At 66.3% G+C, this 26,417-nt stretch carries 21 protein-coding genes and 2 riboswitches; of the genes, 11 read left to right on the top strand and 10 right to left on the bottom strand.

From position 1 onward, the window contains the following. Positions 1 to 172 precede the first annotated feature (172 nt). A complete protein-coding gene (locus AC5RW2_RS13520; protein WP_493963169.1) occupies positions 173 to 1,456 on the top strand; it encodes a heparan-alpha-glucosaminide N-acetyltransferase domain-containing protein in 1,284 nt (427 codons plus the stop codon). 203 nt (positions 1,457 to 1,659) lie between these two features. Then, on the top strand, positions 1,660 to 1,872 hold the full coding sequence (locus AC5RW2_RS13515) for a FitA-like ribbon-helix-helix domain-containing protein (protein ID WP_493963168.1): 213 nt from the start codon (positions 1,660 to 1,662) through the stop codon (positions 1,870 to 1,872). A gap of 114 nt (positions 1,873 to 1,986) precedes the next feature. Here the strand turns inward: AC5RW2_RS13515 and AC5RW2_RS13510 are convergent, their stop codons facing one another. Further along, positions 1,987 to 3,297, bottom strand: coding sequence for an Nramp family divalent metal transporter (locus tag AC5RW2_RS13510; RefSeq protein WP_493963167.1), 1,311 nt, complete (start codon positions 3,295 to 3,297; stop codon positions 1,987 to 1,989). 277 nt (positions 3,298 to 3,574) lie between these two features. Further along, the gene (locus AC5RW2_RS13505; RefSeq protein ID WP_494074079.1) at positions 3,575 to 3,976 is read right to left on the bottom strand and encodes a PIN domain-containing protein; all 402 of its coding nucleotides are present in this window, start codon (positions 3,974 to 3,976) and stop codon (positions 3,575 to 3,577) included. A gap of 304 nt (positions 3,977 to 4,280) precedes the next feature. Then, a riboswitch (SAM riboswitch) is annotated at positions 4,281 to 4,404 on the bottom strand. A 262-nt stretch (positions 4,405 to 4,666) separates the two neighbouring features. On the opposite strand from AC5RW2_RS13505, the gene AC5RW2_RS13500 reads away from it, so the two are divergent. The 3 genes from AC5RW2_RS13500 to AC5RW2_RS13490 all read left to right on the top strand — a co-directional run bounded on the left by AC5RW2_RS13500 (position 4,667) and on the right by AC5RW2_RS13490 (position 9,723). Beyond that, on the top strand, positions 4,667 to 8,242 hold the full coding sequence (locus AC5RW2_RS13500; protein ID WP_493963165.1) for a TM0106 family RecB-like putative nuclease: 3,576 nt from the start codon (positions 4,667 to 4,669) through the stop codon (positions 8,240 to 8,242). Between the two features lie 228 nt (positions 8,243 to 8,470). Continuing rightward, positions 8,471 to 9,100, top strand: a complete 630-nt coding sequence (locus AC5RW2_RS13495; RefSeq protein ID WP_494074078.1) for a superoxide dismutase — start codon at positions 8,471 to 8,473, stop codon at positions 9,098 to 9,100. A 194-nt stretch (positions 9,101 to 9,294) separates the two neighbouring features. Next, positions 9,295 to 9,723 carry a pyridoxamine 5'-phosphate oxidase family protein gene (locus AC5RW2_RS13490; RefSeq protein WP_493951084.1) on the top strand — a complete coding sequence of 143 codons (429 nt, stop codon included), beginning with the start codon at positions 9,295 to 9,297 and terminating at the stop codon, positions 9,721 to 9,723. A 112-nt stretch (positions 9,724 to 9,835) separates the two neighbouring features. Here AC5RW2_RS13490 and AC5RW2_RS13485 read toward each other — a convergent pair whose 3' ends face one another. Continuing rightward, positions 9,836 to 10,459: an FMN reductase gene (locus AC5RW2_RS13485; RefSeq protein ID WP_493951085.1), complete on the bottom strand. Its 624-nt coding sequence runs from the start codon at positions 10,457 to 10,459 to the stop codon at positions 9,836 to 9,838. A gap of 302 nt (positions 10,460 to 10,761) precedes the next feature. After that, positions 10,762 to 12,543: an FAD-binding dehydrogenase gene (locus AC5RW2_RS13480; protein ID WP_493964406.1), complete on the bottom strand. Its 1,782-nt coding sequence runs from the start codon at positions 12,541 to 12,543 to the stop codon at positions 10,762 to 10,764. A gap of 378 nt (positions 12,544 to 12,921) precedes the next feature. On the opposite strand from AC5RW2_RS13480, the gene AC5RW2_RS13475 reads away from it, so the two are divergent. The 3 genes from AC5RW2_RS13475 to AC5RW2_RS13465 all read left to right on the top strand — a co-directional run bounded on the left by AC5RW2_RS13475 (position 12,922) and on the right by AC5RW2_RS13465 (position 15,354). Beyond that, complete coding sequence (locus AC5RW2_RS13475) at positions 12,922 to 13,323, top strand: GlcG/HbpS family heme-binding protein (protein WP_493951087.1); 402 nt, start codon at positions 12,922 to 12,924, stop codon at positions 13,321 to 13,323. Between the two features lie 171 nt (positions 13,324 to 13,494). Beyond that, entirely contained in the window at positions 13,495 to 14,109 is a 615-nt protein-coding gene (locus AC5RW2_RS13470; protein WP_493951088.1) for an HNH endonuclease, read from the top strand. A 140-nt stretch (positions 14,110 to 14,249) separates the two neighbouring features. Next, positions 14,250 to 14,423, top strand: a riboswitch (cyclic di-AMP (ydaO/yuaA leader). Between the two features lie 4 nt (positions 14,424 to 14,427). Further along, the gene (locus AC5RW2_RS13465; RefSeq protein WP_493951089.1) at positions 14,428 to 15,354 is read left to right on the top strand and encodes a M23 family metallopeptidase; all 927 of its coding nucleotides are present in this window, start codon (positions 14,428 to 14,430) and stop codon (positions 15,352 to 15,354) included. A gap of 106 nt (positions 15,355 to 15,460) precedes the next feature. Here the strand turns inward: AC5RW2_RS13465 and AC5RW2_RS13460 are convergent, their stop codons facing one another. After that, positions 15,461 to 16,405, bottom strand: a complete 945-nt coding sequence (locus AC5RW2_RS13460) for an aldo/keto reductase (protein WP_493951090.1) — start codon at positions 16,403 to 16,405, stop codon at positions 15,461 to 15,463. A gap of 208 nt (positions 16,406 to 16,613) precedes the next feature. Between AC5RW2_RS13460 and AC5RW2_RS13455 the strand changes: the two genes are divergently transcribed. After that, positions 16,614 to 17,042 carry a very short patch repair endonuclease gene (locus AC5RW2_RS13455; protein WP_493951091.1) on the top strand — a complete coding sequence of 143 codons (429 nt, stop codon included), beginning with the start codon at positions 16,614 to 16,616 and terminating at the stop codon, positions 17,040 to 17,042. A gap of 166 nt (positions 17,043 to 17,208) precedes the next feature. Here the strand turns inward: AC5RW2_RS13455 and AC5RW2_RS13450 are convergent, their stop codons facing one another. From AC5RW2_RS13450 to AC5RW2_RS13430, 5 genes are all read right to left on the bottom strand, one after another. Then, complete coding sequence (locus tag AC5RW2_RS13450) at positions 17,209 to 18,921, bottom strand: MFS transporter (RefSeq protein ID WP_493964412.1); 1,713 nt, start codon at positions 18,919 to 18,921, stop codon at positions 17,209 to 17,211. A 61-nt stretch (positions 18,922 to 18,982) separates the two neighbouring features. Further along, entirely contained in the window at positions 18,983 to 19,468 is a 486-nt protein-coding gene (locus AC5RW2_RS13445) for a MarR family winged helix-turn-helix transcriptional regulator (protein ID WP_493951092.1), read from the bottom strand. 173 nt (positions 19,469 to 19,641) lie between these two features. Beyond that, positions 19,642 to 21,288, bottom strand: a complete 1,647-nt coding sequence (locus AC5RW2_RS13440) for a thiamine pyrophosphate-binding protein (RefSeq protein WP_493964411.1) — start codon at positions 21,286 to 21,288, stop codon at positions 19,642 to 19,644. Between the two features lie 65 nt (positions 21,289 to 21,353). Further along, complete coding sequence (gene speB, locus AC5RW2_RS13435; RefSeq protein ID WP_493951093.1) at positions 21,354 to 22,421, bottom strand: agmatinase; 1,068 nt, start codon at positions 22,419 to 22,421, stop codon at positions 21,354 to 21,356. Between the two features lie 208 nt (positions 22,422 to 22,629). Beyond that, positions 22,630 to 23,205 carry a helix-turn-helix domain-containing protein gene (locus AC5RW2_RS13430; RefSeq protein WP_493964405.1) on the bottom strand — a complete coding sequence of 192 codons (576 nt, stop codon included), beginning with the start codon at positions 23,203 to 23,205 and terminating at the stop codon, positions 22,630 to 22,632. A gap of 218 nt (positions 23,206 to 23,423) precedes the next feature. Between AC5RW2_RS13430 and AC5RW2_RS13425 the strand changes: the two genes are divergently transcribed. Together AC5RW2_RS13425 and AC5RW2_RS13420 are read left to right on the top strand one after the other, a co-directional pair. Beyond that, positions 23,424 to 24,944: a sodium:solute symporter family protein gene (locus tag AC5RW2_RS13425; protein ID WP_493951095.1), complete on the top strand. Its 1,521-nt coding sequence runs from the start codon at positions 23,424 to 23,426 to the stop codon at positions 24,942 to 24,944. Between the two features lie 306 nt (positions 24,945 to 25,250). Beyond that, positions 25,251 to 26,387: a VIT1/CCC1 transporter family protein gene (locus AC5RW2_RS13420; protein WP_493964410.1), complete on the top strand. Its 1,137-nt coding sequence runs from the start codon at positions 25,251 to 25,253 to the stop codon at positions 26,385 to 26,387. Positions 26,388 to 26,417 lie beyond the last annotated feature (30 nt).

The raw sequence follows: 26,417 nt of genomic DNA, 5'->3' as shown, positions 1-26,417 counted from the left end.
GGCTAGCGAACGCGCGCAGGGATTTCCCAGCGGGCATGGCGGGTCTATACAGGCACCGTCCCTACCGTTGAACCACCTCCATGGTGCGAGTGATTACGGCACCGGACTGCATCCACCACCGGCCCGGTCCCCGATCCTTCGACAGCGAGTCATACAAGGGAAAGGGACCACTGTGTCCACCAAAAGCGCTCCTGTATCTACGCTGGGTCCCGGCGTTCCCGGTCCGCCGTCGGCTCGTGCCGGCGGCCCGGTCTCCCGTCGCGTAGAGGGCGTGGACGTCGCCCGAGGCGTCGCCCTCATCGGAATCGTGGTCATCAACATCCTGCCGACCGAAGGCGCAGGCCAAATCGTTTGGACCTTGTTCGGGGGCCGGGCGGCCGCTCTCTTCGCGCTGATCGCCGGGATTTCCATCGCCCTGCAGTCCGGGGGCCGGCGGCCCCCGGTGGGCCGGGCGATGACCGCGAGCCGAGCCGCCTTGGCGCTACGCGGCCTGCTCATCCTTGGGATAGGCCTGTTGCTGGGCTCAACGGAAACACCACTGGATATCATCCTGCCGTACTACGGGATCCTCTTCGTGCTGGCCGTCCCGTTGCTGAGCTTGGGACGGCGGACCCTGCTCGCCTTGGCCGTCATCTTCGCTGTGCTCGGCCCGGTGGCCATGCTATTGGTTCGTGCCTGGGGGCCGGACAGGCCACAGATCGACGCCCAGTACACCTTCGGCCTCGCCGCTGCCCATCCGGAAACCTTCCTCACCGACATGCTTCTCACGGGGGTCTATCCCGCCCTGCCCTGGCTCGCCTACATCTGCGTGGGGCTCGCCGTCGGCCGCCTGGACCTGACGTCCCGGAAGGTCGGCGCCGTCCTCCTCGCCGCGGGCGCTGCGCTGGCCGCCGCGATGTGGGCCCTGTCGGCGCTTTTGCTGGGTCCGGGCGGAGGCTATGAGCGCCTGGTCGCCGCGACACCGCTGCTGGACAGGGAGCAGATCAACCAGTTCCTGGTCCAAGGTGAAGCCCCGGGCGCGGACAGCCTTCCAGCCACCACCGGCTGGTGGCTGGCCATTCTCACCCCGCACACCGACACACCCCTCGCCATTCTCAGCAGCCTCGGAACCTCGCTGGCCGTGCTCGGCGCCATACTGCTCCTCGTGCCGCACTTGGGCAGGATCACGGCCCCGCTGGCCGCGGCGGGCTCGATGACCCTGACGCTCTACTGCGCCCACGCAATCATCCTGTCCACCGATATCCTCGACGCGGACCGTCCGATCATGTCCATCACCATCCAATGCATCACCTTCCTCCTCGCAGCCGTTCTCTGGCGCAATTCCGTCGGCAAAGGACCCCTCGAGTCCATCCTCGCCGCCGCCACGGGATGGCTCCGAACCCTGGTCCTCACCGGCCACCGCCCCGGCCACCAAACCGATGCCGAAACAGCACCGCTTCCCGCCCGACGGAGTTGATCGCTCATGACGTGGCCGGCTAAAGGCGACGGCGCCCGAGATGGCGGCCAACGCCAGCCCGCACGGTCCGGCCATCCTGTGAGGTTCTTGATGTTTCCAACGACGGCGGTTTAAGTCCTCGGCGTCCCATACCCAGCTGGGCCGTACGGGTCTATCATGGTCGCCATTCGGGCCGCGGTACGTCCCGAGGAAGGGTGGCTGTCATGGAATCGCTCACCGTGCCGGATCTGGATGCCAGAACGCTGGAAGGACTCCGGATTCTCGCCGATGCGCACCATCGGACCCCCGAGGCCGAAGCCCGGGCCATCCTCGTCCAGGCTGTCCGGGGGCTGGGTGAAGCCGACGACCTCCTCGCGTCGATGGTCGACGGCGATGAAACCGAAGGCGGCAGGCACCGCCGGACCGGCCTGCGGTAACACCTGGCCGCGAGGCCGCAGGCGCCCACGCGCGCCCAAGCGCACCGCCGTCGTCGTTGTTTAAACAGCACTGCCCCGCACCAAACGGTGCGGGGCAGCGCAGACTGTCCGGATTCAGCCGCCGAAGAGCGGAGCGATACTGTTCCACAACTGGTAAACACCGAGGACCACGAACAGCAACGCACAGATGCCCAGCGCGATGTTTGTGTGCAGGCGGTTGGCCCACTCCTTCGGGATCCGCTTGCCATTGAGCAGGCCCAGCAGCGTCAGGGCCAGGAACGGCATGAACAACGATCCCAAAGCGCCGTAGAGCAGGATCAGCGCGATCGGCTTGCCCAGCATGAACAGCAACATGGGCGGGAAGGTCAGCCAGAGCACGTAGAACTTGAAGTACTTGCCGCCCACACGGGTGTCCGGGTGGCCGGACTCCTTCTTGCGCATGTTGCCCCAGAAATCGGCGAACATCAGGGACACGCCATTCCAGACGCCGATGATGGAGGAGAACGATGCCGCCCAGAAACCGACCAGGAAGCCGGTGCCGACCACGTCGCCGTACTCGACCTTCAGCACTTCATAGAGGTCCAGCAGGCCCTCGTCGCCGGCGCTCAGCGACACACCGGCGGTACGGACCACCTCGGCGCCGACAATCAGCATGGCGATCACGAAGATGCCGGTCATGACGTAGGCCACGGAGTTGTCGATGCGCATGACGCGCATCCACTTGGGTGTGTGCCAGCCCTTCTCGCGCAGCCAGTAGCCGTAGGCTGCCAGCGTGATGGTGCCGCCCACGCCGCCGGCCAGCGCCAGCGTGTAGAACACGGCGCCTTCTTCCTGCGGGATCATCGGCACCAGGCCGCCGATCATTTCCGGAATGTTGGGCACGGCGATGACGGCCAGGCCGACCACGGTGACGAACATCAGTCCGACGAAGAAGGCGGTGATCTTCTCGAACATGGCGTACTTGCCGAACCAGACCATGACGAAACCGGCCAGGCCCATCAGGATGGCCCAAGCCCATAGCGGCAGCACCGGGAACACCGCGGCCAGCGGCAGCGCTGCCGACGACATTGCGGTGGCGCCGTATACGAAGCCCCAGATCATGATGTAGGGACCGAAATACCAGGTGGTCCAACGGCCCAGCGAGCGCCAGCCCTCAAAGATCGTCTTGCCGGTCGCCAGCGAGAACCGCCCGGCGCCTTCGACCAGAATGATCTTCAGGATGACGCCGACGATCACCGCCCAGAACAGGCCGTAGCCGTAACGGGAACCGGCCACCAAAGTGGCGACCATATCCGCGGCACCGACGCCGGTGGCCGCCACGACGAGGCCGGGACCGACGATCTTCCACTTGGCGGGAGCGCCGCCGTCGTTGTCCACCCGCGCAGCGGCATCCAGCGCGCCCGGGGCGTTGTTCTCAGTGGCCATGAGCCATGTATTCCTTACCTTAAATGGAGCTTGTCCGCAGAAAACGGGCGGCACGCGTGCCGCCCGTCACCGGACCCCGTTTAGTTTCTCACGCGTTCAGAACGCCCGGTCAGTAAATCACCGAAGGAGCCACACGGGGAACCGTTCGGCGCCGCGATGGCTCCGTTGGGCGGGAATTAGCGGCGCGACTGTGGCCGTTTGCATACCGGATATATTCACAGGCGGTGGCCCGACGGACGTTTTCGTGGTGCCGGCCGTGGGCGCTTCTTTACCGGTTCTATGAGGCCCGGGTCGACTTCCACGGGTCGCATGCCTCAACCGACAGCCGGCGGTAGCCTTCGGCGTTGCCGGACACCACGGTCAGGCAATGCTTCACTGCCGTGGCGGCGATCAGCGACTCGACGGCCGGCACGTCCTGGATCGCCAGAGGCGCCCAGGCCTCGGCCACCTGCAGGTCCACCGGCAGGATGTAGGCGGCGAACCGCTCGGTCAGCTCGCCCAGCCAGGTGTCGGCACGCCCGGCCAGCGCGCTGTCCTGGGTGCTGAGCGCGTGCAGCTCCCCCAGCGTCAGCGCTGAAATGTAGACGCGCGAGCGGCGGCGCCTCTGCAGGAAGTCCACGACGGCGGGGTCCGGGTTCTCCCGCCTGAGCTCGGCGACCACATCGGTGTCCAACAGCAACCCGCGGGCACGCCTCCCGGCGGAGGCCTCGCCGGGCGACGAAGCGGGGCCGGGCGCCGGCCCGGAGCTGGCCGCTGGTGAAGGTACGACGCTGGCCGCTGGCGCTGCCGGGCCGGTCCTGCCTGTCATCGGGCCGCGGCGACGGCGCGCTGCTGCCCCCGGGTTTGCAGTGACGCTTCCAGCAGGAAATCCACAAAGGCTTCCCTCGCTGCGGAGACCTGCTCGTAGTCGGCCAGACTCAAGACCTGAAGTTGCGGAGATTCAAGGGTTTCCATGACAGCCGGCGCCGGGCGCCGAGTCCTTTCGGGTGCTCTTGCCCGCACCGGTAGCCAGTGGCTGATGCAGGCCGCTTCGTCATCCGAACCACCCAACGAGCGTGGGGTTGGTATGTGGCCAAAGTCGGAGCTTGGCGGCCACAATTCTTGAAGCTGTTGCCACTTTAGCCAGTCCGCGTGCCAAATGTCAGAGACCGCGGTCACACCGCGTAACAGGGACCGTAACGTTCCACCTCCCCACTTGTGGTGGCCGCCCCGGCGCATGTTAGCGACCATCCCGGCACAACCATCCGAAACTGTCCGTGTCGGCTGATAGACCTTTGATTGCCGGCAGGCACCGGTCGGCGGCGGGATATCGTTGGGGGGACCCGCCGCCGGCCGGGTTGGCACCTTTCAACGTGAGCAAGGAGGCACGGTGTTTCTGCTCGACTCCGACGTCGACGGGGCTGACCCGGATCTGGTCTACACGGCCACCGACCTGGTCACCGCCGCCCAGTGCGAATACCAGTTGTTGCGCAAGCTGGACGAGAAGCTGGGCCGCTCCCCGGTGCCGGACTTCGGCCGGGACGAGATGCTTGAGCGCACCGCGGCGCTGGGCGATCTGCACGAGCACCGGGTGCTGCAGCAATTTCGCGACAAGTTCGGCTCCGGCGTGGTGGAGATCGCCGAGACGCGCAGTTACACCCGCGAAGACCTGCGCACCAAGCATACCGAATCCCTTGCGGCGCTGCGGTCGGGCGCGGACGTGGTGTTCCAGGCCTCCTTCTTTGACGGCAGCTTCCATGGGCGCTCTGATTTCCTGGTCAAAACCGAGCACGACGGCGGTGCCCCGGCTTACGCCGTCTATGACACCAAACTGGCCCGCCACGCTAAGGTCACCGCGCTGCTGCAGCTGGCGGCCTACGGCGACCAGCTCCTCCAGGCGGGCATCGGCACGGCTCCGACGGTAACGCTGGTGCTCGGCGACGGCCGGCACAGCGACCACAGCCTGACCGACCTGCTGCCGGTCTTCCGCGAACGCCGCGGCCGGTTCCTGGACCTGGTCGCCGGGCACCGGGGACAGCCGGCAGCTGTCCATTGGGGAGACGAACGGATCAAGGCGTGCGGCCGCTGCGACTACTGTGCGGAACAGGTTGAGCTGCACCGCGATCTGGTGTTGGTGGCTAGCATGAGCACGTCCCGCCGCCGCAAACTCCAGGCGGCCGGAATTCGCACCATCGATCAACTGGCGGCGCTGGAATTGCCGGCAGGCGAAGCGCCCGACGGTGCGCTGGCCCGGCTGCGGGACCAGGCCCGCATGCAAACGGGCACCGCCCAGCCGGACGGGCAAGTCACCTTCCGCAAGGACGGTGCCGAACACACCGTTGCCTACCGCGTACTGGAACAGCACACCCTCGCGCGGCTGCCCGCCCCGGACCCGGGCGATATCTTCTTCGACTTCGAAGGCGACCCGCTCTGGCAGGACGACGACGGGATCTGGGGGCTGGAATACCTTTTCGGCGTGGTGGAAAACCCGCCGGCCGCTGGCGGCCCCGCGCCGTTCAAACCCTTCTGGGCGCACAGCCGAGCGGGCGAACGCAAAGCGCTGGCGGACTTCCTGGATTACGTGTCCGAACGGCGGCGCCTCCACCCCGGCCTGCACATCTACCACTATGCCAACTACGAAAAGGCTGCCCTGCGCCGACTATCGTTGCAGCATCTGGTCGGCGAAGACACCGTGGACGAACTGCTGCGCGAGGGCATCTTGGTGGACCTGTACGACACGGTCCGGCACAGCCTGCGGATTTCGGAAAACTCCTACAGCATCAAGAAACTGGAACCGCTCTACATGGGCGACAACCTGCGCTCCGGCGACGTCAAAGACGCGGGCGCGTCGGTGGTGGCTTACGCGCAGTACTGCGCTGCCCGAGATACCGGCAATGACGCTGAAGCCGACACCATCCTCAAGAGCATCGCGGAGTACAACGAGTACGACTGCCTGTCCACGCTGGAATTGCGTAACTGGCTGCTGCGGCTGGCCGCCGAACGCGGCGTTACCCCCGGACGGGCAGCGGCGCCCGCTCCGGCCATCCCGGCAGAAACAGGCACAGACAACGACGAACCGCTGCAGCCGCAGGAACAGCAGTTGCTGGACTACGTGGCGGCAGCAGCCGACCGGGCCGCTTCACGAAACCAGGAGCTGTCGCCGGACGCACAAGCGGTCGCCATGGTCGCGGCAGCCGTCGGCTACCACCGGCGGGAAGAGAAACAGTACTGGTGGGCGCATTTTGACCGCTTGGATGCCCCGGTTGGGGACTGGGCCGATGTCCGCGACGTCTTCACCGTCGATTGCGCGCAGCTGGTTTCCGAGTGGCAGAAGCCGACATCCCGCAGCAACCCTGTCCGGGTGCTCCGCTTGACCGGCCGCCTGGCTCCCGGGTCCACGATCAAGGAAGGCAGCCTGCTCTGCCGCCTGTACGACCGGCCGTACCCGGCGCTCCTCTGCGACCAGAACGACGGCGTCAACCACCGCGCCTTCTGCTTCGGCGCCGAGGTGCTGGAACTGGGCGCGGACGGCGGGAAGGACACGCTGCTGGTCAAGGAGCGGTTGCCGCGCGACGCCGACGAATACACCGAGTTCCCGGTGGCCCTGACGCCGGACCAACCGGTGCGCACTACTTCCATCCGCCAGGCGCTGGCCGACCTCGCCGCTGCAGTTGCGGATACGCTGCCCGGCTTCCCCGCCGAACCGGCGCTGGAGCTGCTGCGCCGGCGTCCGCCACGGCTGGCAACGCTGGCCCAACTCCCCGAGGTCCAGAACCACCCCGATGGTTATGTGGACGCGATCACCGCCGCGGTCCAGGATCTGCAGGATTCCTACGTGGCGGTCCAGGGGCCGCCCGGTACCGGAAAGACGTACGTCGGTTCGCACGCGGTAGCCCGGCTGGTGGCCCTGGGTTGGAAGGTCGGCGTGGTCGGCCAGTCGCATGCCGTGGTGGACAACATGCTGCGGGCCGCCATCGAAAAGGCGGGTGTGCCGCCGGAACTGGTCGCCAAAAAACCGAACGGCAACCATGACCTTCCCTGGCCCAATCGGAGCACTGAGGATGTGACTCGGTTGCTCGAGTCGCCGGGAGGTGCGCTGATCGGCGGAACGGCGTGGACCATGACCGGCTCGGCGGTCCCGGCCAAATCGCTGGATCTGCTGGTCATTGACGAGGCCGGCCAGTTCTCGCTGGCGAACACGCTGGCCGTTTCCCGCGCCGCCAAGCGGCTGCTGCTGTTGGGCGATCCGCAGCAGCTGCCGCAGGTCACGCAGGGCACGCACCCGGAACCGGTGGATGATTCCGCCCTCGGTTGGCTCTCCGCCGGGCATGCCACGTTGCCGCCGGAGCTGGGCTATTTCCTTGCCCTGAGCTGGCGCATGCATCCGGAGCTCTGCCGAGCCGTCTCGGTCCTGGCCTACGACGGGCGGCTGGAATCGGCACCGGCCGCAGCACTGCGACAGCTGCAGGGAGCCCCGGCCGGAGTGGAGTGCGTCTACGTGGACCATCACGGCAACGCCACGTCATCACCGGAGGAGGCCGCCGAAGTTCTCGCGCAGGTCCGCCGACATCTGGGTCTGCTCTGGCGCGAGGGTGGCGCAGCGCAGCAGCGGCCGCTGGCCGGCGCGGACATTCTGGTGGTGGCTCCCTACAACGCCCAGGTCCAGCTGATTCGTTCCGTGCTCGACGGCGCCGGGCTGCCGGACGTCAGGGTCGGCACGGTAGACAAGTTCCAGGGTCAGGAAGCGCCCGTCGTGATCGTTTCCACCGCCGTGTCCGCGGCGGCTGAGGCTCCGCGCGGAATGGAATTCGTGCTTAACCGGAACCGGAACAACGTGGCTGTCTCGCGCGGGCAGTGGCGGGCGGTCATCGTTCGTTCCCGCGCCCTCACGGACTACCTGCCGGCACGGCCCGCGGGCCTGGAGGAACTCGGCGCCTTCGCCGGGCTCTGCGACTGCGGAGGATGAGCCCACCCTGCCCGCGGACGACAGGTGAACGGTCATCTCAGGGGGCAGCCGCCCGTCACGCTGAGGATGCAGGGCTACGTCAGTGGCGAAATCCGCTACGGTGCCAGCCTCGGTCATGTTTGAATGAGGATTGGCAGCTCGGCGGGCCAACCATCTGTTGTCCGTGCCGGCTGGAAGTGTGCACGTAGTAGTTTTCAGCACAGTAATTCCGACGAGAAGAGGAAGAACATGAGCAAGTACGAACTGCCCGAGCTCGACTATGATTACGCAGCCCTGGAGCCGCACATCTCGGCCCGGATCATGGAGCTGCACCACTCCAAGCACCACGCCACCTACGTGGCCGGCGCGAACACCGCACTGGAGCAGCTGGCCGAGGCCCGTTCCAAGGGCGAATTCGGCAACGTGCCGAAGCTGTCCAAGGATCTGGCCTTCCACCTCGGCGGGCACACCAACCACTCGATCTTCTGGAAGAACCTCTCGCCGGAAGGCGGCGACAAGCCCACCGGAGAGCTGGCCTCGGCCATCGACGAGTACTTCGGTTCCTTCGACGCGTTCCGCGGCCACTTCGACGCCGCAGCGCTGAGCCTGCAGGGCTCGGGCTGGGCCGTGCTGGCCTACGAACCCCTCGGCGGCAACCTGGTCATCGAGCAGCTCTACGACCAGCAGGGCAATATCCCGGTGGGCACCATCCCGCTGCTGATGCTGGACATGTGGGAGCACGCCTTCTACCTGGACTATGTCAACGTCAAGACCGACTACGTCAAGGCGTTCTGGAACATCGTCAACTGGGCCGACGTCGCCGCCCGCTTCGACGCAGCCCGCACCGGCGCTTCCGCGCTGATCACCCCGGCCAGCTAACTCTGGCCTGCCGTGCCACTGCACGGCGCTGACTCAGCAGGCACCGCCGTTGGGCCGGACACCCGGCCAAACGGCGGTGCCTCGCCGCTTAACCGGTGGGGCGGCTTGAAGCCGGCACTGCACTTTTTACGGTCGGCGCCCCGCTCATCCCCAGAGGCTTCCTTTCTTCACCGGAAATGTAGAAGATGGGCGGCATGATGTTTGAACATGACGACCCGGTCCTTGAGCTCACCGACGAGCAATCTTGGAAGCTGCTGGAGAAGACCAAGCACGGCCGGCTTGTCCTCACTGCCGCTGGCGAAACCGATATCTTTCCCATCAACTATGTAGCCCGTGACGGCAGATTGGTCCTGCGTACGGCGCCGGGCACCAAGTTGGCCGAGCTGACCATCAACGAACGAGTCCTGTTCGAGTCGGACGGCATCGGCAGCGGCGAAGCGTGGAGTGTGGTGGTCAAAGGCACCGCACGGGTGCTCCAAACCCAGGAGGAAATCGCGGCCGCCGAGGCGCTGCCGGTCGAGACGTGGATTCCCACTCTCAAGGACTTCTACGTGGAAGTGAAGCCGACAAGCATCAGTGGACGGCACTTCAAGTTCGGCGAGCAGCCCGAACGCTTTGAGTGACAAAAAGGCCCGGCCCGGGGTCTACGCGGCGTTGCTGCGCCTGCTGTGACCGACCCCGAACCAAGCCCTTCGTCTAACTCACTCTTCGTCTAACTCAATTGTGGACGCTCATTCAGTGGCCGACACTCGCGAGGATCTCCTCGAAACTCTTGGCTTCGATGCCGCCGCGGCCACGCTCGGTCACCGGAGCCCCCTGCACCAAATCGACTAGTTCGGCAGCAGCGCGGTCGGAACGCTCGGACAGTCCGCCGGTTCCGGCCTCGCCTGCGCCCCAGTCCTCCGGCGCCGCGAAAACTGTGGTCTGCACGGTGCGTGCCCGGAGGTAGCTGAAGAGAGGGCGGACAGCATAGTCCAGCGCCAGCGAGTGCCGTGCACTGCCGCCGGTGGCACCCATCAGCACCGGCTTGCCGGCGAGCGCGCGCGGCTCGACCACGTCGAAGAAAGACTTGAACAGGCCGCTGTAGGAAGCACTGAAGACCGGAGTCACCACGATCAGGGCGTCCGCTGCGATGGTCGCCTTGATCACCTCGTCCAGCTTCGGCCCGGCGTAACCGGTCACCATATTGTTGGCGATATCGACCGCGTAATCGCGCAACTCCACCAGTTGGATCTCGGCCTTATCGCCCTGCAGTCGGAACTGATCCACCGTGGAGGCCGCCAACTGGTCGGCCAACATGCGGCTAGAGGACGGTACGCCGAGTCCGGCTGAAATGACTACGATCTTGCGTTCTGACACTGCGGCTCTCCTTGTTGTTCATGCAATTGCATCTACAGGGAAAACCTTAGTTGGGTCCTGTTTATTCCAGCCCGATGGTGGCCTCCGTCTCGCCGGCCCACTGGGTGGATCAAGCGCGCCTGCAGCGGCCGGGCTGTCTCCACGTCGGAGCCCTGTCAACCACTGCATCGGGAACCGGCGGACTTGCCCGCCGGTCAGGAAGCGGCGGAACTGCCCACCCGTCGGGAACCGGCGGAACCGGCCGCTGGCGAGGGTGCGGCGGAACTGCCCGCTGGCGAGAAACCGGCGCGGCTGCCCGCCTGTCAGGAGCCGGCGGCGCGGCCGGCGGCGCGGCCGCTGAAGAGGCAGCCGCCAAGAAAGGTGCCTTCCAGCGAGCGGTAGCCGTGCATGCCGCCGCCACCAAACCCCGCGGCCTCGCCGGCGGCGTACAGTCCGGGCACCGGCTGCCCCTGCGCGGTCAGCACGCGTGACTGCAGGTCCGTTTCCAGTCCGCCAAGGGTCTTCCGGGTCAGCACCGACAGCCGCACCGCGATCAGCGGCCCGGCATCAGGGTCCAGCAGCCGGTGCGGCTTGGCCGTGCGCACCAGCCTGTCTCCCAGATAGCGCCTCGCCGCGCGGACGGCCATCACCTGCGCGTCCTTGCCGTAGGCATTGCCCACCGCGCGGTCCCGCGCCCGGATCTCGGCCTCCACCTCGGCCGGATCCAGCATCGGCCCATCCGGGTTTTCGCTGAACGCCGGCAATACAGGTTCTGCGGGCATTGTCCCCTGCCCGTCCGGCGAACCTCCAGCAGTGGCCAACCCATCCGGCTCACCGAGCGGATGGGTTCGCACCAGCTCGTTCATCTTGGCCACCAACTCCGGCACGGTGTCCGCCTGCAGGAAGTCCACGCCATGGTCCAAAAAAGCCTGCACCGGGCCGGGCACGTCCGTCGTCGCCCGCTTGAGCACTTCGCGCACCGACTTGCCGGTCAGGTCCGGGTTCTGTTCCGAGCCGGAGAGCGCGAACTCCTTCTCGATGATCCGCTTGTTCAGGATGAACCAGCTGTAGTCGTGCCCGGTCGAGCGCAGGTGCTCCAGCGTGCCGAGCGTGTCGAATCCGGGGAACAGCGGCGCCGGCAGCCGCTTCCCGGTGGCATCCAGCCAGAGCGAACTGGGACCGGGCAGGATCCGGATGCCATGCCGGGCCCACACCGGATCCCAGTTCCGGATGCCCTCCACGTAGTGCCACATCCGGTCCGGGTTGATCACCCGTCCGCCGGCCGCTTGTGCAATGCCGAGCATCCGCCCGTCCACGTATTCGGGAACCCCGGCGACCATGTGCCCGGGCGGCGTGCCCAGGCGTTGCGGCCAGTTCCGCCGCACCGCATTTAGATCCGCGCCGATTCCGCCGGAGGTGACGACGACGGCGCCGGCCGGGTACTCGAAATCCCCCACCACGGTGCGTGAGGACGCACGGCCGCGCTCCGCCGTCGTCGGTTCCAAGATGCTGCCGCGCACTCCGGTGACTGCGCCGTCTTGCGTCAGCAACCCGTCCACCCGGTGCCGAAAGGCAAAGGTCACCAGTCCGGCGTCGGCCGCTTCCCGCACCCGGCGAGCGAACGGTTCCACGATGCCGGGACCGGTCCCCCACGTGATGTGGAAGCGGGGCACCGAATTGCCCGGTCCGCTCGCTTCGTAGCCGCCGCGTTCGGCCCAACCGACCACCGGGAAGATGCGGTGTCCGCGCTCGCGCAACCACGCCCGCTTCTCGCCCGCGGCGAAGTTCACGTAGGCCTCAGCCCAGCGGCGCGGCCAATAGTCCTCCGGCCGGTCGAAGCCAGCGGTGCCCAGCCAGTCCTGCCAGGCCAGTTCCACAGAATCCTTGACGCCCAGCCTGCGCTGCTCCGGTGAATCCACCAGGAACAGGCCGCCGAAGCTCCACCAGGCCTGGCCGCCCAGATTCGCTTCCGATTCCTGTTCCACCAGCAGCACGTGGCGCCCGGCCTCGGTCAGCTCGGCGGTGGCGACCAACCCGGAAAGCCCGGCACCCACCACAATGACGTCCGCGCCTGCGATCCGGTCTGACGCTGCGTTCGCACTCATGGAGTCCACCCTTGCGGTTCGCGTTCAGGCCCACAAGGGTCCGTGCGGATTGACCGCTGGAACGCCCGCAGGATTCGCTGCTGGATTGGCCCTAGCCAGCCCGGCAGCAAGAGGGCTACGGTGGCTCCTACCTACCCCTTGGCTCCGGTCCGGAGCAGAGAGGATCCTCCATGAGCAGCAATCACGCGTTCGCTCACAAGGAGACCGACAAGGTCGATGCGATCGATAGCGACTAGTCGTCAATCCGGCAGACATTCGCTTGGAGGACGCACCGAAGGGCTACGCGGATTTCGACGCCGGTGTCGCCACCAGTACATGCTCAATCCACGATGACATCACTATGGGTCCGCCCCCGCGGCCTGCAATCAAGGAGCAAACATGGACACTGTCACTCTGGAAGATGCGCGTCGGGTCATTGCCGCCGCGGAGGCCAAGGCCGCGGAAATCGGCCAACCAATGAACATTGCCGTGGCCGACGCCGGTGGGAACCTGGTCTCGCATGTGCGGATGGACGGGGCTTGGCTGGGCAGCATCGACATCTCGATCAACAAGGCCTTCACCTCCCGGGCCTTCGACATTCAGACCAAGGACCTGGGCGACAACGCACAGCCGGGCAACCAGTTCTACGGCATCCACGCCAGCAACCATGGCCGGATCATGATCTTCGCCGGCGGCCTTCCACTCTCCCGCGACGGCCACGTGGTGGGTTCGATAGGCGTCAGTGGCGGCTCCGGTGAGCAAGACCAGTCCGTGGCCGAGGCTGGAGCGGCCGCGCTGTAAGTCGCACCGGTTCGGGCCTCCGGGCCGCCGCAAGAAGCGAGCACACTCTCGCGGCTTCAAGGGTGTCCGGCAGTAAGCACCGCCCGCCGGGCAGGAGCCATGGAATTCACAGGGTGCCCCGGCTAGCTTAGGCGGATGGACTCGCGGAACGTGGGGTCTTCGGATGGGTTTATGTCTGAACTGGGGATGATCTACTGGTCGCGGCGGATCACGCTGTGGGCCTTCGTGGCGGCCTTGGCTTGGCTGGCCTACGCCCTCGTCTCGGTCCTGCTCGGTACCGGGCTGATGACCGGGGTCCGGCTGTTTCTCGCTGGCGGCGGCCCCGAGCCGTTGCTTCAGGAGTCTTGGCCCGTGCTGGGCTGGATGGGGCCGCCCGTCGTGTTCTTGCTGGCTATCGGCATTGCCGCCCGCATCCGCCGATCCCGCGATCTGCGCCGCCGGGATCCGCTGCGCAAATTTACCAAGGAGCAGCGCCGCGAAGGCTTGGCGCGTGCCGGCGGCCAATGCGAACTCGAGGTTGGGCGGGACCGCCGTTGCCCGAACCCAGCCACCACCGGCGACCACTTCTTCCCGTGGCAGAAAGGCGGGGCCACCGTGATGACCAATTTTGCGGCGGCCTGCAGGAACTGCGACCGAAGGAAAGGCACCTCGATTCCTTCTCCGCAGTCCCGGCGACGGCTTGAAGAACGGCGGTCCAGCTACTTTCCGACCGGTGTTCCGGTCCAGGCCGGTGAACGCAATGAGATATCCGGCCGTACGCACACGGCAGCGTGGCTGATGGGCTGAGCGGCAAACGAAAGCGCTTCTGGTGACAAGGAACACGGATAACGAAGTTGTAACGCTGCGTGTCGCTCCAGTAAATTGGAAGACGTTCCTACTATAGGGGTAGGTGCCAGGTCCGCCCGTCGAACCCTGCCGGCGGACCCTAAGATATCGAGCTTTATGTCGAAGGCAGGGGCGGAGGAACCACTTACGGTGCTTGGGGGCACCTTGGGGTGAAGTCCTCAGAGGCAGGCTAGCTTCCCGCAGCCTTGCCGGCAGGACCGAGTGAACTCTCGCTCGAATCCGACAGCTAACTTCGTAGGCGCACGAGAGGAATACCCTGTGAACACCCCTGTCCGCGGTCGTCGCCGTTCCGACATCCGTACGTCGCCCCTTGCCCAGATCTCCCGCCGTACCGGCGATCCCAGTGGCCGCCGCCGGGCTGAAACGTCCGATCCGGCTCGCTCAGTTGCCCGCAAAGCGGGCATTGCTGCCGCAACTGCCGGCATGCTTGCCGTGATTGCCATCCCGGTGGCCCATGCCGGCGACTCGGACGAGCTGGTTCGCACCGATCGCGTTTCCAGCAACAGCACGTTCAGCGTGACCGCTAAGGATGTCGACCTTCGGTTCCTCCGAGCCGACATTTCCAGCAAGGCCGCCGAAGAAGAGACCAAGGCCACCGCCGCATCCGCCGATAACAAGAAGGCCGATGAAGCCGCTGCCAAGAAGGCTGCAGCGGACAAGAAGGCAGCCGCCGACAAGAAGGCCGCCGCGGACAAGAAGGCCAAGGCCCAGGCTGCCGCTAAGAAGAAGGCAGCCGCCATCGCTGCAGCGAAGAAGGTTGACGCAGCCAAGGCCAAGACCGCCGGTTTCGCGACCGGCAGCCTCGAGGCCCCCATTCCGAACATGAACCAGACGTCGGGCTTCGGCTACCGCATTAATCCGATCACTGGCGCGGCCGGCGAACTGCACACCGGCATCGACTACGCGATGGGCTGCGGCACCCCGGTCAACGCTTCCGACGGCGGCAAGGTGGTTGAGGCAGGCTGGCAGGTGGGCGGCGGCGGAAACCGCATTGTGGTCCAGCACAGCGGCGGCTTGAAGACCACCTACAACCACCTGCAGTCGATCGGCGTTTCGCTGGGCCAGAAGGTCGCCCAGGGCGAGCGCATCGGCGAGTTGGGCACCACCGGCAACTCCACCGGCTGCCACTTGCACTTCGAGGTTGTGAAGGACGGCCAGACCGTGGATCCGGCCGGCTGGCTCTAAGCCCCCAGCAACGACGGCGGAGCTTCCGCCACCCCGACGGCGATGCCCACCTATACGGTGGGCATCGCCGTCGCTCGTTTTACAGGCGTCGTCAGAAGCGGAGCGCTCAGGCGAAGGACTGCGAGGCCTGGTCCAGGGCAGAAATTTCGTCGGCAGTCAGCTCCACGTCCGCCGCAGCCATCAGATCCGGCACCTGCTGCGGCGTCCGGGCGCTGGCCAGCGGCGCGGTGATACCTGGCTTGCTGAGCAGCCAGGCGAGCGCCGCCGTCGTCATGGAGATTCCGCGGGAGGAGGCGACCGTTTCCACGGCGTCCACCACCGCAAAGCCGTTCGCGGTGAGGTAATCCCCCACCATGCCGCCACGCGGGCTGGCGTCGGCGTCGTCGTTGCTGTGGTACTTGCCGGTCAGGAAGCCAGCGGCCAGTGAGTAGTAGGGGAAGACCGAGAGGTTGTGCTCCCTGGCCAGCGGTGCGTAGCCCTGCTCGTAGTCTTTGCGGGCCACCAGGTTGTAATGCGGCTGCAGTGCCACCGGCAGCGCGAAGCCGTTTTGCTGGGCGATGGCGATCCACTCGGCGATCCGCTCCGGGGACAGGTTGGACAGACCGACGTGGCGGACCTTGCCCTCCTTCACCAAGGCATCGAAGGCAGCGGCCGCCTCGATCAGCGGCGTGCTCTCGTCGTCGTAATGGGCGTAGTACAAATCAATGTAGTCGGTGCCCAGCCGCTGCAGCGACGCGTCGGCGGCAGCGGCGACGTTCACCGCCGAGAGGCCCTGAAGCTCCGGGTGCCCACCGACCTTGGTGGCAATGACCATAGACTCCCGGTTCTTCCGCTCGGCCATCCAGCGGCCAATGATGTGTTCGGACTCGCCGCCGGTGTTTCCTGGGACCCAGGCGGAGTAGCTATCAGCGGTGTCGATGAAATTGCCGCCTGCATCGGCGAAGGCATCCAGGACCTGCTGCGAGCCGGGCTCGTCGGAGGTCCAGCCGAAGGTGTTGCCGCCCAGCGCGAGCGGGAAAATCTTGAGGTCCGAGGTGCCGATCAAGCGCATCGAGGGTCCTTTCGAAATGGATAGGCTGCGGATCCTCGTCCGCCGCATCAGCGTTTAAGGATAGTGCGGCGGCTGCCGTTCCGGTGGCGAATGAGAGCGCGGTCACGCGGAAAACTTCATGTTTCCCGGGCTCGACATCCCCGTCCGGCCGCAAGACCACCGGCTGCTGGCCCCCGGCTCCGTTGTCTCTGCAGCCTAGACTTGATCCATGGCCGATTCGCTGACTCCGCAGCAGCGCAGCGCCAACATGGCCAAGATCCGCGGCAAGAATACTCAGCCCGAGCTGGTGGTCCGGCGGCTGCTGCACGCGAAAGGGTACCGCTACCGCCTGCATGGCAGGGCCGGGGGCCAGAAGCTGCCGGGCAAACCGGATCTGGTCTTCGCTGGGCGCCGCAAAGTCATCTTCGTCAACGGCTGCTTCTGGCACGCCCACGACTGCCGGGTCGGCCAGCATGCACCGAAATCCAACGCCGAGTTTTGGGAGGCCAAACGGTCCCGGACGGCCGCCCGGGACAAGGTCCAGGAGGCGGCACTGCAAGAGGCCGGCTGGCAGGTCCTCACCGTGTGGGAGTGCGAGTTCAAGAAGGCCGGGGATCTGGCCGCCCTTGAGGACCGGCTCATGAAATTCCTGGACTAAACCGAGTAAGGGTCCCACGGACCGCGGCACGATCAGTCCGGCGTGTCCAAGGCCGTGCATCGAAGGCCGCGCATCCGAGGCGCCCAGGCACTTGGCCAGTTATAGCCGCCGGCGCAAGAGCGCCCCGCCTGCTGGCATTCACCAGAGGCGAGGCGCTCCGCCGTCGTTACTTCCCGCGGTTCCCGCCCGCGGGCGCATTTTGCTGCCCGTTGCCGTTGGACCGGGCGTCGTGCCGAACTACCGGGAACGAATCGGTCATTACCGGTTGGGCCCCACCGACCATGCCGGGTTCCACCGGGCTCTCGGTGGTCGGCTTGATGTCGATGGTGCGGCGCAGCGGCCGTTCCTTGATGAACAGCACCGCGATGAGCGCCACTACCGCGATCAGGGCGGATAGCTGGAAGATCAGGGCCGTGCCGTCTCCGTAGGCTGACCGCATGATCTCTGCGGCCGCGGGAGGCAAGGAAGCGAAGTCCAGCGTGGCACCGGCACCCTCACCCGATACCGGGATGCCGGCCTCCTGCATACCGGCGGTGGCCAGGACATTGACCCGTCCGGCCAGCACGGCACCCAGCACGGAGACGCCGATGGCGCCGCCGAAGGAGCGGAAGAACGCGACCGAGGCGCTGGCCGCGCCGATGTCCTTGGCCCGCACGGTGTTCTGCACGCCGAGCACCAAGTTCTGCATCAGCATGCCCATGCCCAGTCCGAGCAGCAGCAGGAAGATGCCGGCCAGCCACAGCGATGTTTGATGATCCATCATGCCAGCCAGGCCGGTGCCGCTGATCACCAGAATGGCCCCGATAACCAGGAAGCGCTTCCATTTGCCATAGCGGGTAATCAGTTGCCCGGAGACCGTGGCACCAATAAGGTTTCCGGCAACCATCGGCAGCATCAGCAGCCCGGCTTCGGTCGGCGTCGCACCGCGGGCCACCTGGAAGTACTGGCCTACGAACGTGGCCGAGCCGAACATCGCTACACCCACCGAGATGGAAGCGATGATGGACAGCGCGGTGGTGCGCTCGGTGATGATCTTCAGCGGGATGATCGGCTGCGCCGCCTTGGATTCGACCCACACCAGCAACACCAGAAGCACGACGCCGATGCCCACCATCAGCGCGCTGGTTCCGGAAAGCCACTCATAGTGGCCGGGCTGGCCGGCGAAGGAGACCCAGATCAGCAGGATGGACACGCCAGCCGTCAAGAGCACGGAGCCGAGCCAGTCGATCTTTACCTGCCGGCGCACGTGGCTCATCTTCAACGTCTTCTGCAGCATGAACAGCGCAATCACGGCCAGCGGGACGCAGACAAAGAAGGTCCAGCGCCAGCCCAGCGGGCTGTCCACAATGAAGCCGCCCAGCAACGGACCACCAGCGGTGGCCACGGCCATGACGGCACCCATGTAACCGGCGTAGCGTCCGCGTTCCCGTGGCGGGATCACGGTGCCGATGATCGCCTGGACTAGCGCGGTCAGGCCGCCCATCGCGGTGCCCTGGACCACTCGCGCGACCAGCAAGGTGGTCATGTCCGGAGCAAACCCGGCCAGCACGGAGCCGGCCACGAAGATGACGATGGACAGCTGGACCAGCAACTTCTTGTTGTAAAGGTCGGCGAACTTGCCCCAGATCGGCGTGGTGGCGGCGTTGGCCAGCAGCGCCGCAGTGACCACCCAGGCGAAGTCGGTCTGGGTGCCATGCAAGTCGGCGATGATGGTGGGAAGGGCGTTTCCCACGATCGTGCTGGACAGCATCGCGGTGAACAGGGCGGCCAGCAAACCGGTAAGGACTTGCAGGATCTGTTTGTGGCTCATCAGATCGCCGTCTGCGGGCGTCCCTTTGACGGCAGCCGGTCCGGCTGCAGCGGCGGCCTTGTCTTCCACCGTGCGCTCCTTGAGCAACACGTCTGCGGTGCGGTTCGGTTCAGTGGATTTGTTCAAAGAGTCAGACTCCTGCCGGTTCGTAGCGGTGGGTTCCCGGCTTCATTGACAGGATCGAGGTGTGGAGGGTTTCGGCCAGACGCCCGACGGCGGTGATCGCGGCTTGGGCTTCGGCCTCGGACCAATCGCCGAGCATGCCCTGCATCAGCGCGGCCCGGCGGATCGCCTCGGCCCGCATGCTGGCTTCGCCAGCCTCAGACAGCGAGATCAGCGACGCCCTGCCGTCGTCGGGGTGTGGTCTCCGGCGTACGAAACCGGAGGCCTCAAGGTCCGCAACGTGTCGGCTGAGGGCCGCCGGACCGATACCCAGCTTGGCTGCCAACTCCGTGGCCCGCAGCTCCTCTGCTTCGCCGATGATTCGCATCACGCCTTGCAGCGCGAAGCCAGGACCGGACGGGTCCGCCATGTGGTGGGTGGCGGCGCGCAAGGACCGCTGCAGGGAAAAGACACTCGCCACTAATTCCTGGGCGGTTTCAGTTTTAACAGCCACGGCACACCTCATTTTCATACTTGCCTGAAGCAACTATAAACTCCGTTTAGTTGTCTTGGCAAACTAAATGGATGCGATCTAGCCCACTCCTGCTGCCCATCGAAGAGTCGGCAGGCGGCCTTCTCAGGGCTGAGAAGGCCGCCTGCTGATTCTTCGACTTTGGGCGCTAAGGGTCAGCTGTCCAGGTGTGTGGAAGCGAACATCTTGAGCTGGGTCTCCACCACGACGACGTTCGGCCCCTCCGCGGCGAAGCTCTCCTCGAGCGCGGTGCGGATGTCCTCTGGTGCCACCCGCCGGGCGGGCACGCCAAAGGACTCCGCCAGGGCGACGAAGTCGGGGCGGGCCAACTCCGTGGCGGTGGCTTTGCCGAAGGCGCCTTCCATATATTCGCGCAGAATGCCGTAGCCGCCGTCGTCCACAATCAGCCAGGTCACCGGCAGGTTGTGTTGGCGCGCGGTGGCCAGCTCGCTAATCGAGTACATGGCCGACCCGTCGCCGGAGACCGCCAGCACCCGGGCCGGCTTTCCCTGGCTGGCCAGGCCCACGCTGCCGCCGATGGCGCCGGGGAAACCGAATCCGAGGCCGCCGGCACCCTGGGCGGAATGGAACTGGCCCGCGCGCGAGTCCCAGCAACTCCAGGCCCAGTAGGCGGAGATGGTCATGTCCCAGAAGGTCTGCATGCTGTCCGGGACGGCCTCGCGGATGTCCGCCATGAAGGTCCGTTCCTTGGCCAGGTCCTGGCTGTCCAGCCTGGCCTGGACCTTGGCCAGCGTGTCCTTGACCAGCTGCTCGGGGGTCTGCCCGTGCCAGTCCGGCCGGTTCCGCGGCTCCCCGGAGAGGGCGTCGTCGAGCGCGCGCAGCGCCTGGCCGGCGTCGGCGCGGATGCCCAGCGCCGGGCCGTTGGACTCGAGCACACGGGGTTCGGCGTCGATCTGGATGATCCGACCGCGCGGCTCCATGGTGAAGTAGTTGCTGGTCACTTCGCCCAGCGAGGAACCCACGACCACAAGGACGTCGGCGTCTTCCAGGACGTCGGTGACGTACCGGTCCTCCACCCAGGACTGCAGCGACAGTTCGTGGTTCCAGGGGAACGCGCCGTTGCCGCCCGGCGAGCAGACCACCGGAGCGTGCAGTTTTTCCGCAATGGAAAGCAACCACGCTTCGGCCCTGCCCCGGCGGGCGCCGCCGCCGGCGATGATCGCCGGCCGCTTGGCTTCGGCGAGCCAGCGCACCGCTTCCTTGACCAACTCGGTCCGCGGCGGATTATCGAACGCTTCGGCCAGCGCATCCTCCACCGGCGGCACCACGATGGGATCCAGCAGCACATTCTGCGGCACTTCCACCCAGACCGGCCCCTGCGGCGAGGAGATGGCCTCGGTCCAGGCGTCCTGGATGGCCGACGGAATGCCGGAGGCGTGCTGGATCAGCCGCTGGCTCTTGGTGACGTTTGCGGCCGAAGCCTTTTGGTCGTCGAGCTGGTGCAACATGCCCTTGCGACGGGCACCGAGACCTTCCAGCGGGATCTGGCTGGCAACGACCACCATCGGCACGCCCGTGGCATAGGCTTCCTGCAGCCCGGCCAATGAGGTCAGCGCGCCCGGGCCGGTGGAGAGGAACAGCACGCCGACTTCTCCGGTTGCGCGGGAGAATCCGTCGGCCGCGAAAGCTGAGTTGTTCTCCACCCGGGAGGAGACGAAATGCAGCGAAGACCGGGACAACGCGTCAAACAAACCCAAGGCGTGCTGCCCCGGAATGCCGAACACCGTCGTCGCACCCAACGCGCTAAGCGTTTCGACGACGAGGTCCCCGCCGTTGCGCACGGCCGGTTCGGCAGGCCCGGCGTGGGCCGCCCCTGCTCCGGGAAGTGCCCCGCTCTTCGGCGCCGTCACTCGAAGGACCCCTGAGGCTGCGCTTCGCGGCCCTGAGGCTGCAGCGGACGCTCGGCCCGCAGTGCCTGCGCAGCGTAACCGTTGCCGGAGCCGCCGCCAGCCGCATTGTCGGCCATCAAAGAGACCAGTTCGTAGGCCACGTGGCTACCGGCCACCCCGGTGATTTCCGCGTGGTCGTACGCCGGGGCCACTTCCACCACGTCAGCGCCGATGAGGTTCATGCCCCGGAAGCCGCGGATGATTTCCAGCAGCTCGCGGCTGGTGATGCCGCCGGCTTCCGGCGTGCCGGTGCCGGGCGCGTGGGCCGGGTCCAGCACGTCAATGTCAACGGAGAGATAGAGCGGGGTGTTGCCGATCCGGTCGCGCAGCTTGGCCACCACGTCTCGGACGCCTTCGTAGTAGACGTCGGCGCTGGTGACGATGCCGAAGCCGAAGCGGTGGTCGTCGTCGAGGTCCTTCTTGCCGTAGAGCGGGCCGCGGGTGCCCACATGGCAGATGGATTCGGTGTCCAGGATGCCTTCCTCCACCGCGCGGCGGAATGGGGTGCCGTGGGTATATTCGGCGCCGAAATAGGTGTCCCAGGTGTCCAGGTGCGCGTCGAAGTGCAGCATGGCCACCGGCCCACCCGCGCGCTCGGCAGCCGCCCGGAGCAGCGGCAGGGCAATCGTGTGGTCGCCGCCGATCGTGACCAGCTTGGTGCCGGTGGCGGTCAAATCCAGCGCGTTCTGCTGGATGGTCTCGATGGCCTCATTGATATTGAACGGGTTGACCGCCATGTCGCCGGCGTCTGCCACCTGGACCTCTTCGAACGGACTGAGGTCCCAGGCAGGGTTATAGGGGCGCAGCAACCGAGAGGCCTCGCGCACATGGTTGGCGCCGAAGCGCGCGCCCGGGCGGTAGGAAACGCCGGAATCGAAGGGAACACCGACGACGGCGATGTCCGCCTGCTGCACTTGGTCCAGCCGGGGCAGCCGGGCGAAGGTGGCGGCGCCGGCGTAGCGCGGGATGCGGGACGAGTCGATTGGGCCGAGATGGCCGTTGGCTTCCACACGAAGCTCTTCCATGGTTCTCCTTCGATGCGGCGCGGACGGCGCGAGCGGGATACGCAGCGGCGTGGCGCTAGGCATGTTGCCCAATGTGCAACATCTGTTGCCTGAAATGGTATTTGTGGTGCCGGTAACAGTCAAGGTTGCCGGTGTCGGCCGGCGTTGCCGCGTAAGCCTGGGTCAGCTCGCCGACTCGGGAACCAGGCCTGCTGGGGCGCAGACCGGCTCAGCGGGCAGCGGCAGGAACCAGAGTCCAGGTGACGATGGCTTCTTCATCGGTTTCGTTGATCCACGTGTGCGGCTCGCGGCCGGAAAAGGAGATGGTGTCGCCGGCGGCAAGTACATAGCGTTCGGAGGTGAAAACCAACGTAATACTGCCGGCGATCACATGGAGGACATCTACGTCGCAGTCCACCGCGTAGAGGTCTGCTTCGCCACGTCCGCCCGGCGCGATCACGGCGCGGATGATCTGCAGTCGGCGTTCGTGCCGCGCGGTGAGCAGTTCCTCCTTGATGCCTTCGCCGCCCAGGTTGATCCGCGGACCCTGCCCTGCGCGCGAGAGATGCGTTTCAGGCATGGAGAAGAGATCGCCGATGGAGATGGACAGCACCTGGCACAGGGTGACCAACGATGCGACGGACGGCGAGGTCAGGTCGCGCTCCACCCGGCTGAGGAAGCCCTTGGTGAGCCCAGTGGAATCCGCCACCTGCTCGATAGTCATGCGCTGGCCTTGGCGGGCTGCACGAATCCGGGATCCAATGGCCACCGGGTCGTTGCTGGGTTCGACGGGCAGTGCCTTCACTAAACGTCCTTCTCGGGCCAGTGTTGATGGGACAGGTACGCGGCGTTGATGGGAGCAGGTACGCGGCGGCCGGAAAGACGGACCGCTGCCGCGACAGCCCAAAGTTGACGTGTGCCACAGACCACAAATAGCTTAACACTCAACACTTGTTGCCTGAGAGGCAATTTCCGATATTTCTTCTGGCGTCAGAATACGTCCCTCCCCCCTTGGAGTCCCCGATGGAGAGTCAAACCGTCAACGTCGTCATTGTGGTGGCCTATCTGGCCGCCATGCTGCTCTTCGGCTGGTGGGGCAAATCCCGCACCAAGAACACCAGCGATTACTTGGTGGCAGGCCGCCGTCTCGGCCCCTTCCTCTACACCGGAACAATGGCCGCTGTGGTCCTCGGCGGCGCCTCCACCGTGGGCGGTGTGGGCCTGGGCTACAAGTGGGGCATCTCCGGGATGTGGCTGGTGGTCGCCATCGGCTCCGGCGTGCTGCTGCTGAGCCTGCTTTTTGCGCCGACCCTGCAGAAGCTGAAGATCTACACCGTGGCCCAGATGCTCACGCTGCGTTACGGCGTGCACGCCACCAAGGTCTCCGGCATCGTGATGCTGGCCTACACGCTGATGCTTTGCGCCACTTCCACCGGCGCGTATGCCACGATCATGGTGGTGCTCTTTGGCTGGGAGCGTTGGCTGTCCATTGCCGTGGGCGGTGCGATTGTGCTGATCTACTCCACGGTGGGCGGCATGTGGTCCATCACGCTGGCGGATATGGCCCAGTTCATCATCAAGACCGTCGGTGTGTTCCTGCTGATGCTGCCGTTTACGTGGTCGGCAGCGGGCGGGTTGGACGGTATCCGCGAGCGGGTCAACACGGAGTTCTTCTCGCTCACCGGCATCGGCGGGCAGACCATCATCACGTACTTTGTGGTGTACACCCTGGGCCTGCTGATTGGCCAGGATATCTGGCAGCGGGTCTTCACCGCCCGCACCCCCAGGGTGGCCCGCTGGGGCGGCGCGACGGCCGGCGTGTACTGCATCCTCTACGGCGCCGCCGGCGCACTGATCGGCATGGCCGCCTCGGTGGCGCTGCCCGCCATCGAGGTTGAGGATGACGTTTATGCCGACGTGGCGATGAACCTGCTCCCCATCGGCATCGGCGGCATTGTGCTGGCCGCTGCCGTGGCCGCGATGATGTCGACGGCGTCCGGCTGCCTGATTGCCGCCGCCACCGTGGCACGTGCGGACGTGGTGCCGTTCGTGGCATCGTGGTTCGGGAAGCACGTCCACTACGACCATGAGAACACCGAACACGACGTGGCGGGCAACCGCTGGTGGGTCTTCGGTCTGGGAGCTGTCTCGATCCTGCTAGCCATCGTGGTGCAGGATGTGGTCGCAGCCCTCACCATTGCCTACGACATTCTGGTGGGCGGCCTGCTGGTAGCAATCCTGGGCGGGTTGGTTTGGCGCCGCGGCACCGGACTGGGAGCTGCATGGTCCATGGCGGCCGGCACAGTCGTCACGCTGACCACCATGATCGTGTTGGAAGTCAACGCGGAGGAACAGTACGGCGGCGTCTACGCCAACGAGCCCATCTACTATGGCCTGATTGCCTCCGCCATGACCTACATCGTGGTGTCGCTGCTTTCGAAGCCCACCGACGCCGCCGTCCGGCTGGCCTGGGACCGCCGGGTTGCCGGACAGTCGCTGGAGGAGGTTCCGGTTGAGGGGCCCGACGAGGTCGCCTCGCGCTGACCGCGATCGCCCAGCTACGCCCCCGCGTCCCGGAACCCGGTCCAGGCTCCGGGACGCGGCAGTGCCCGCTGGCAACCAGCTACAATGGAGGTTGCGAAGGGGAGTAGCTCCACCGCCGCGCGGCAACGCGCACGGGCGTGGAGGCCTGTCGACATACTGGCCAGCATGAGCGGCCCGGCAGTCCACCTGGGCGCACGGAAGGGCACGGCCTGATCCTGCGCAGAGGCGAGCGAGACCTTCGGTCAGTTGATGGTTAACTGACCGGAGATCATTGAACCGTCTCCGGTCCGACTCAGGAGCAGCGTGATAACGAGCCCCGATCCAGCCGGCCCCAACCCTCTGGACCCCCACTCCGACGGCCAAGCATCGCCGTCGAAATCCGACATCAGACTATGGCGCCGCTATTTGGCCGACGAACGTGCCGAAGCCGCCATCTACCGTGACTTGGCCCGGCGCCGCGACGGCGAGGAGCGCGAGATCCTGTTGGCCCTAGCCGAGGCGGAAGGCCGGCACGAAAAGCACTGGCGCGATCTGCTGGGCGAGCACGGCGACCAACGGCTCCGTCCGTCCTTCCGCCGCACCGTGCTGCGTTTCCTGGCCCGCAGCTTCGGCTCGGTGTTCGTGTTGGCCCTGGCGCAGCGGGCCGAAAGCCGCTCCCCCTACGCGACCGAGCCTGCCGCCACCGAAGCCATGGCCGCCGACGAACTGATCCACGAAGAGGTCATCCGCGGCCTGGCCACCCGCGGCCGGGCACGACTCTCCGGCAACTTCCGCGCCGCGGTCTTCGGCGCTAACGACGGCCTGGTCTCCAACCTGGCGCTGATCATGGGCATCGGTGCCACCGGCGTTTCGAGCGGGTTCATTCTGTTCAGCGGCTTCGCCGGCTTGCTGGCCGGCGCACTGTCCATGGGTGCCGGTGAATACGTGTCCGTCCGATCCCAGCGCGAATTGCTCTCCGCGACCCGGCCCACCCAGATCACGCTGCAGGCCGCACCCGATTTGGACCTGAACGCCAACGAACTGGTGCTGGTGTACCGCGCCCGCGGCATGACCCCGGAAGCGGCCGAGCACCGCGCGGCCGAACGAATGGGCTATCTGGACTGCGATTGCGATCCGAGCCTGTCGCTGCAAGCGCCGGAAACCTACGCGAACGACTATCAGGAGATCGGCACCGGCTGGAACGCCGCCGTGTCCAGCTTCCTGTTCTTCTCCTCCGGCGCCCTGATCCCAATCCTGCCGTACATCTTCGGCCTGCAAGGCACCGCGGCAGTGGTGGTCGCGCTGATTCTGGTCGGTCTGGCGCTGCTGGTGACCGGTGGAATTGTCGGCCTCCTCTCCGGTGCTTCACCGTTCAAGCGCGGCCTGCGGCAGCTGGCGATTGGTTTCGGCGCGGCGCTGGCCACCTACTTGTTGGGCTCGCTCTTCGGTACCACCGCAGCCTGATCCCCGGCCCCGGCTGGCTGGTTCACCTGC

This window comes from Arthrobacter sp. B0316-1-20 (genome assembly GCF_059091865.1).
The sequence above is the reverse complement of the archived record's forward strand: the minus strand, read 5'-3'. Positions and strand labels throughout refer to the sequence as shown.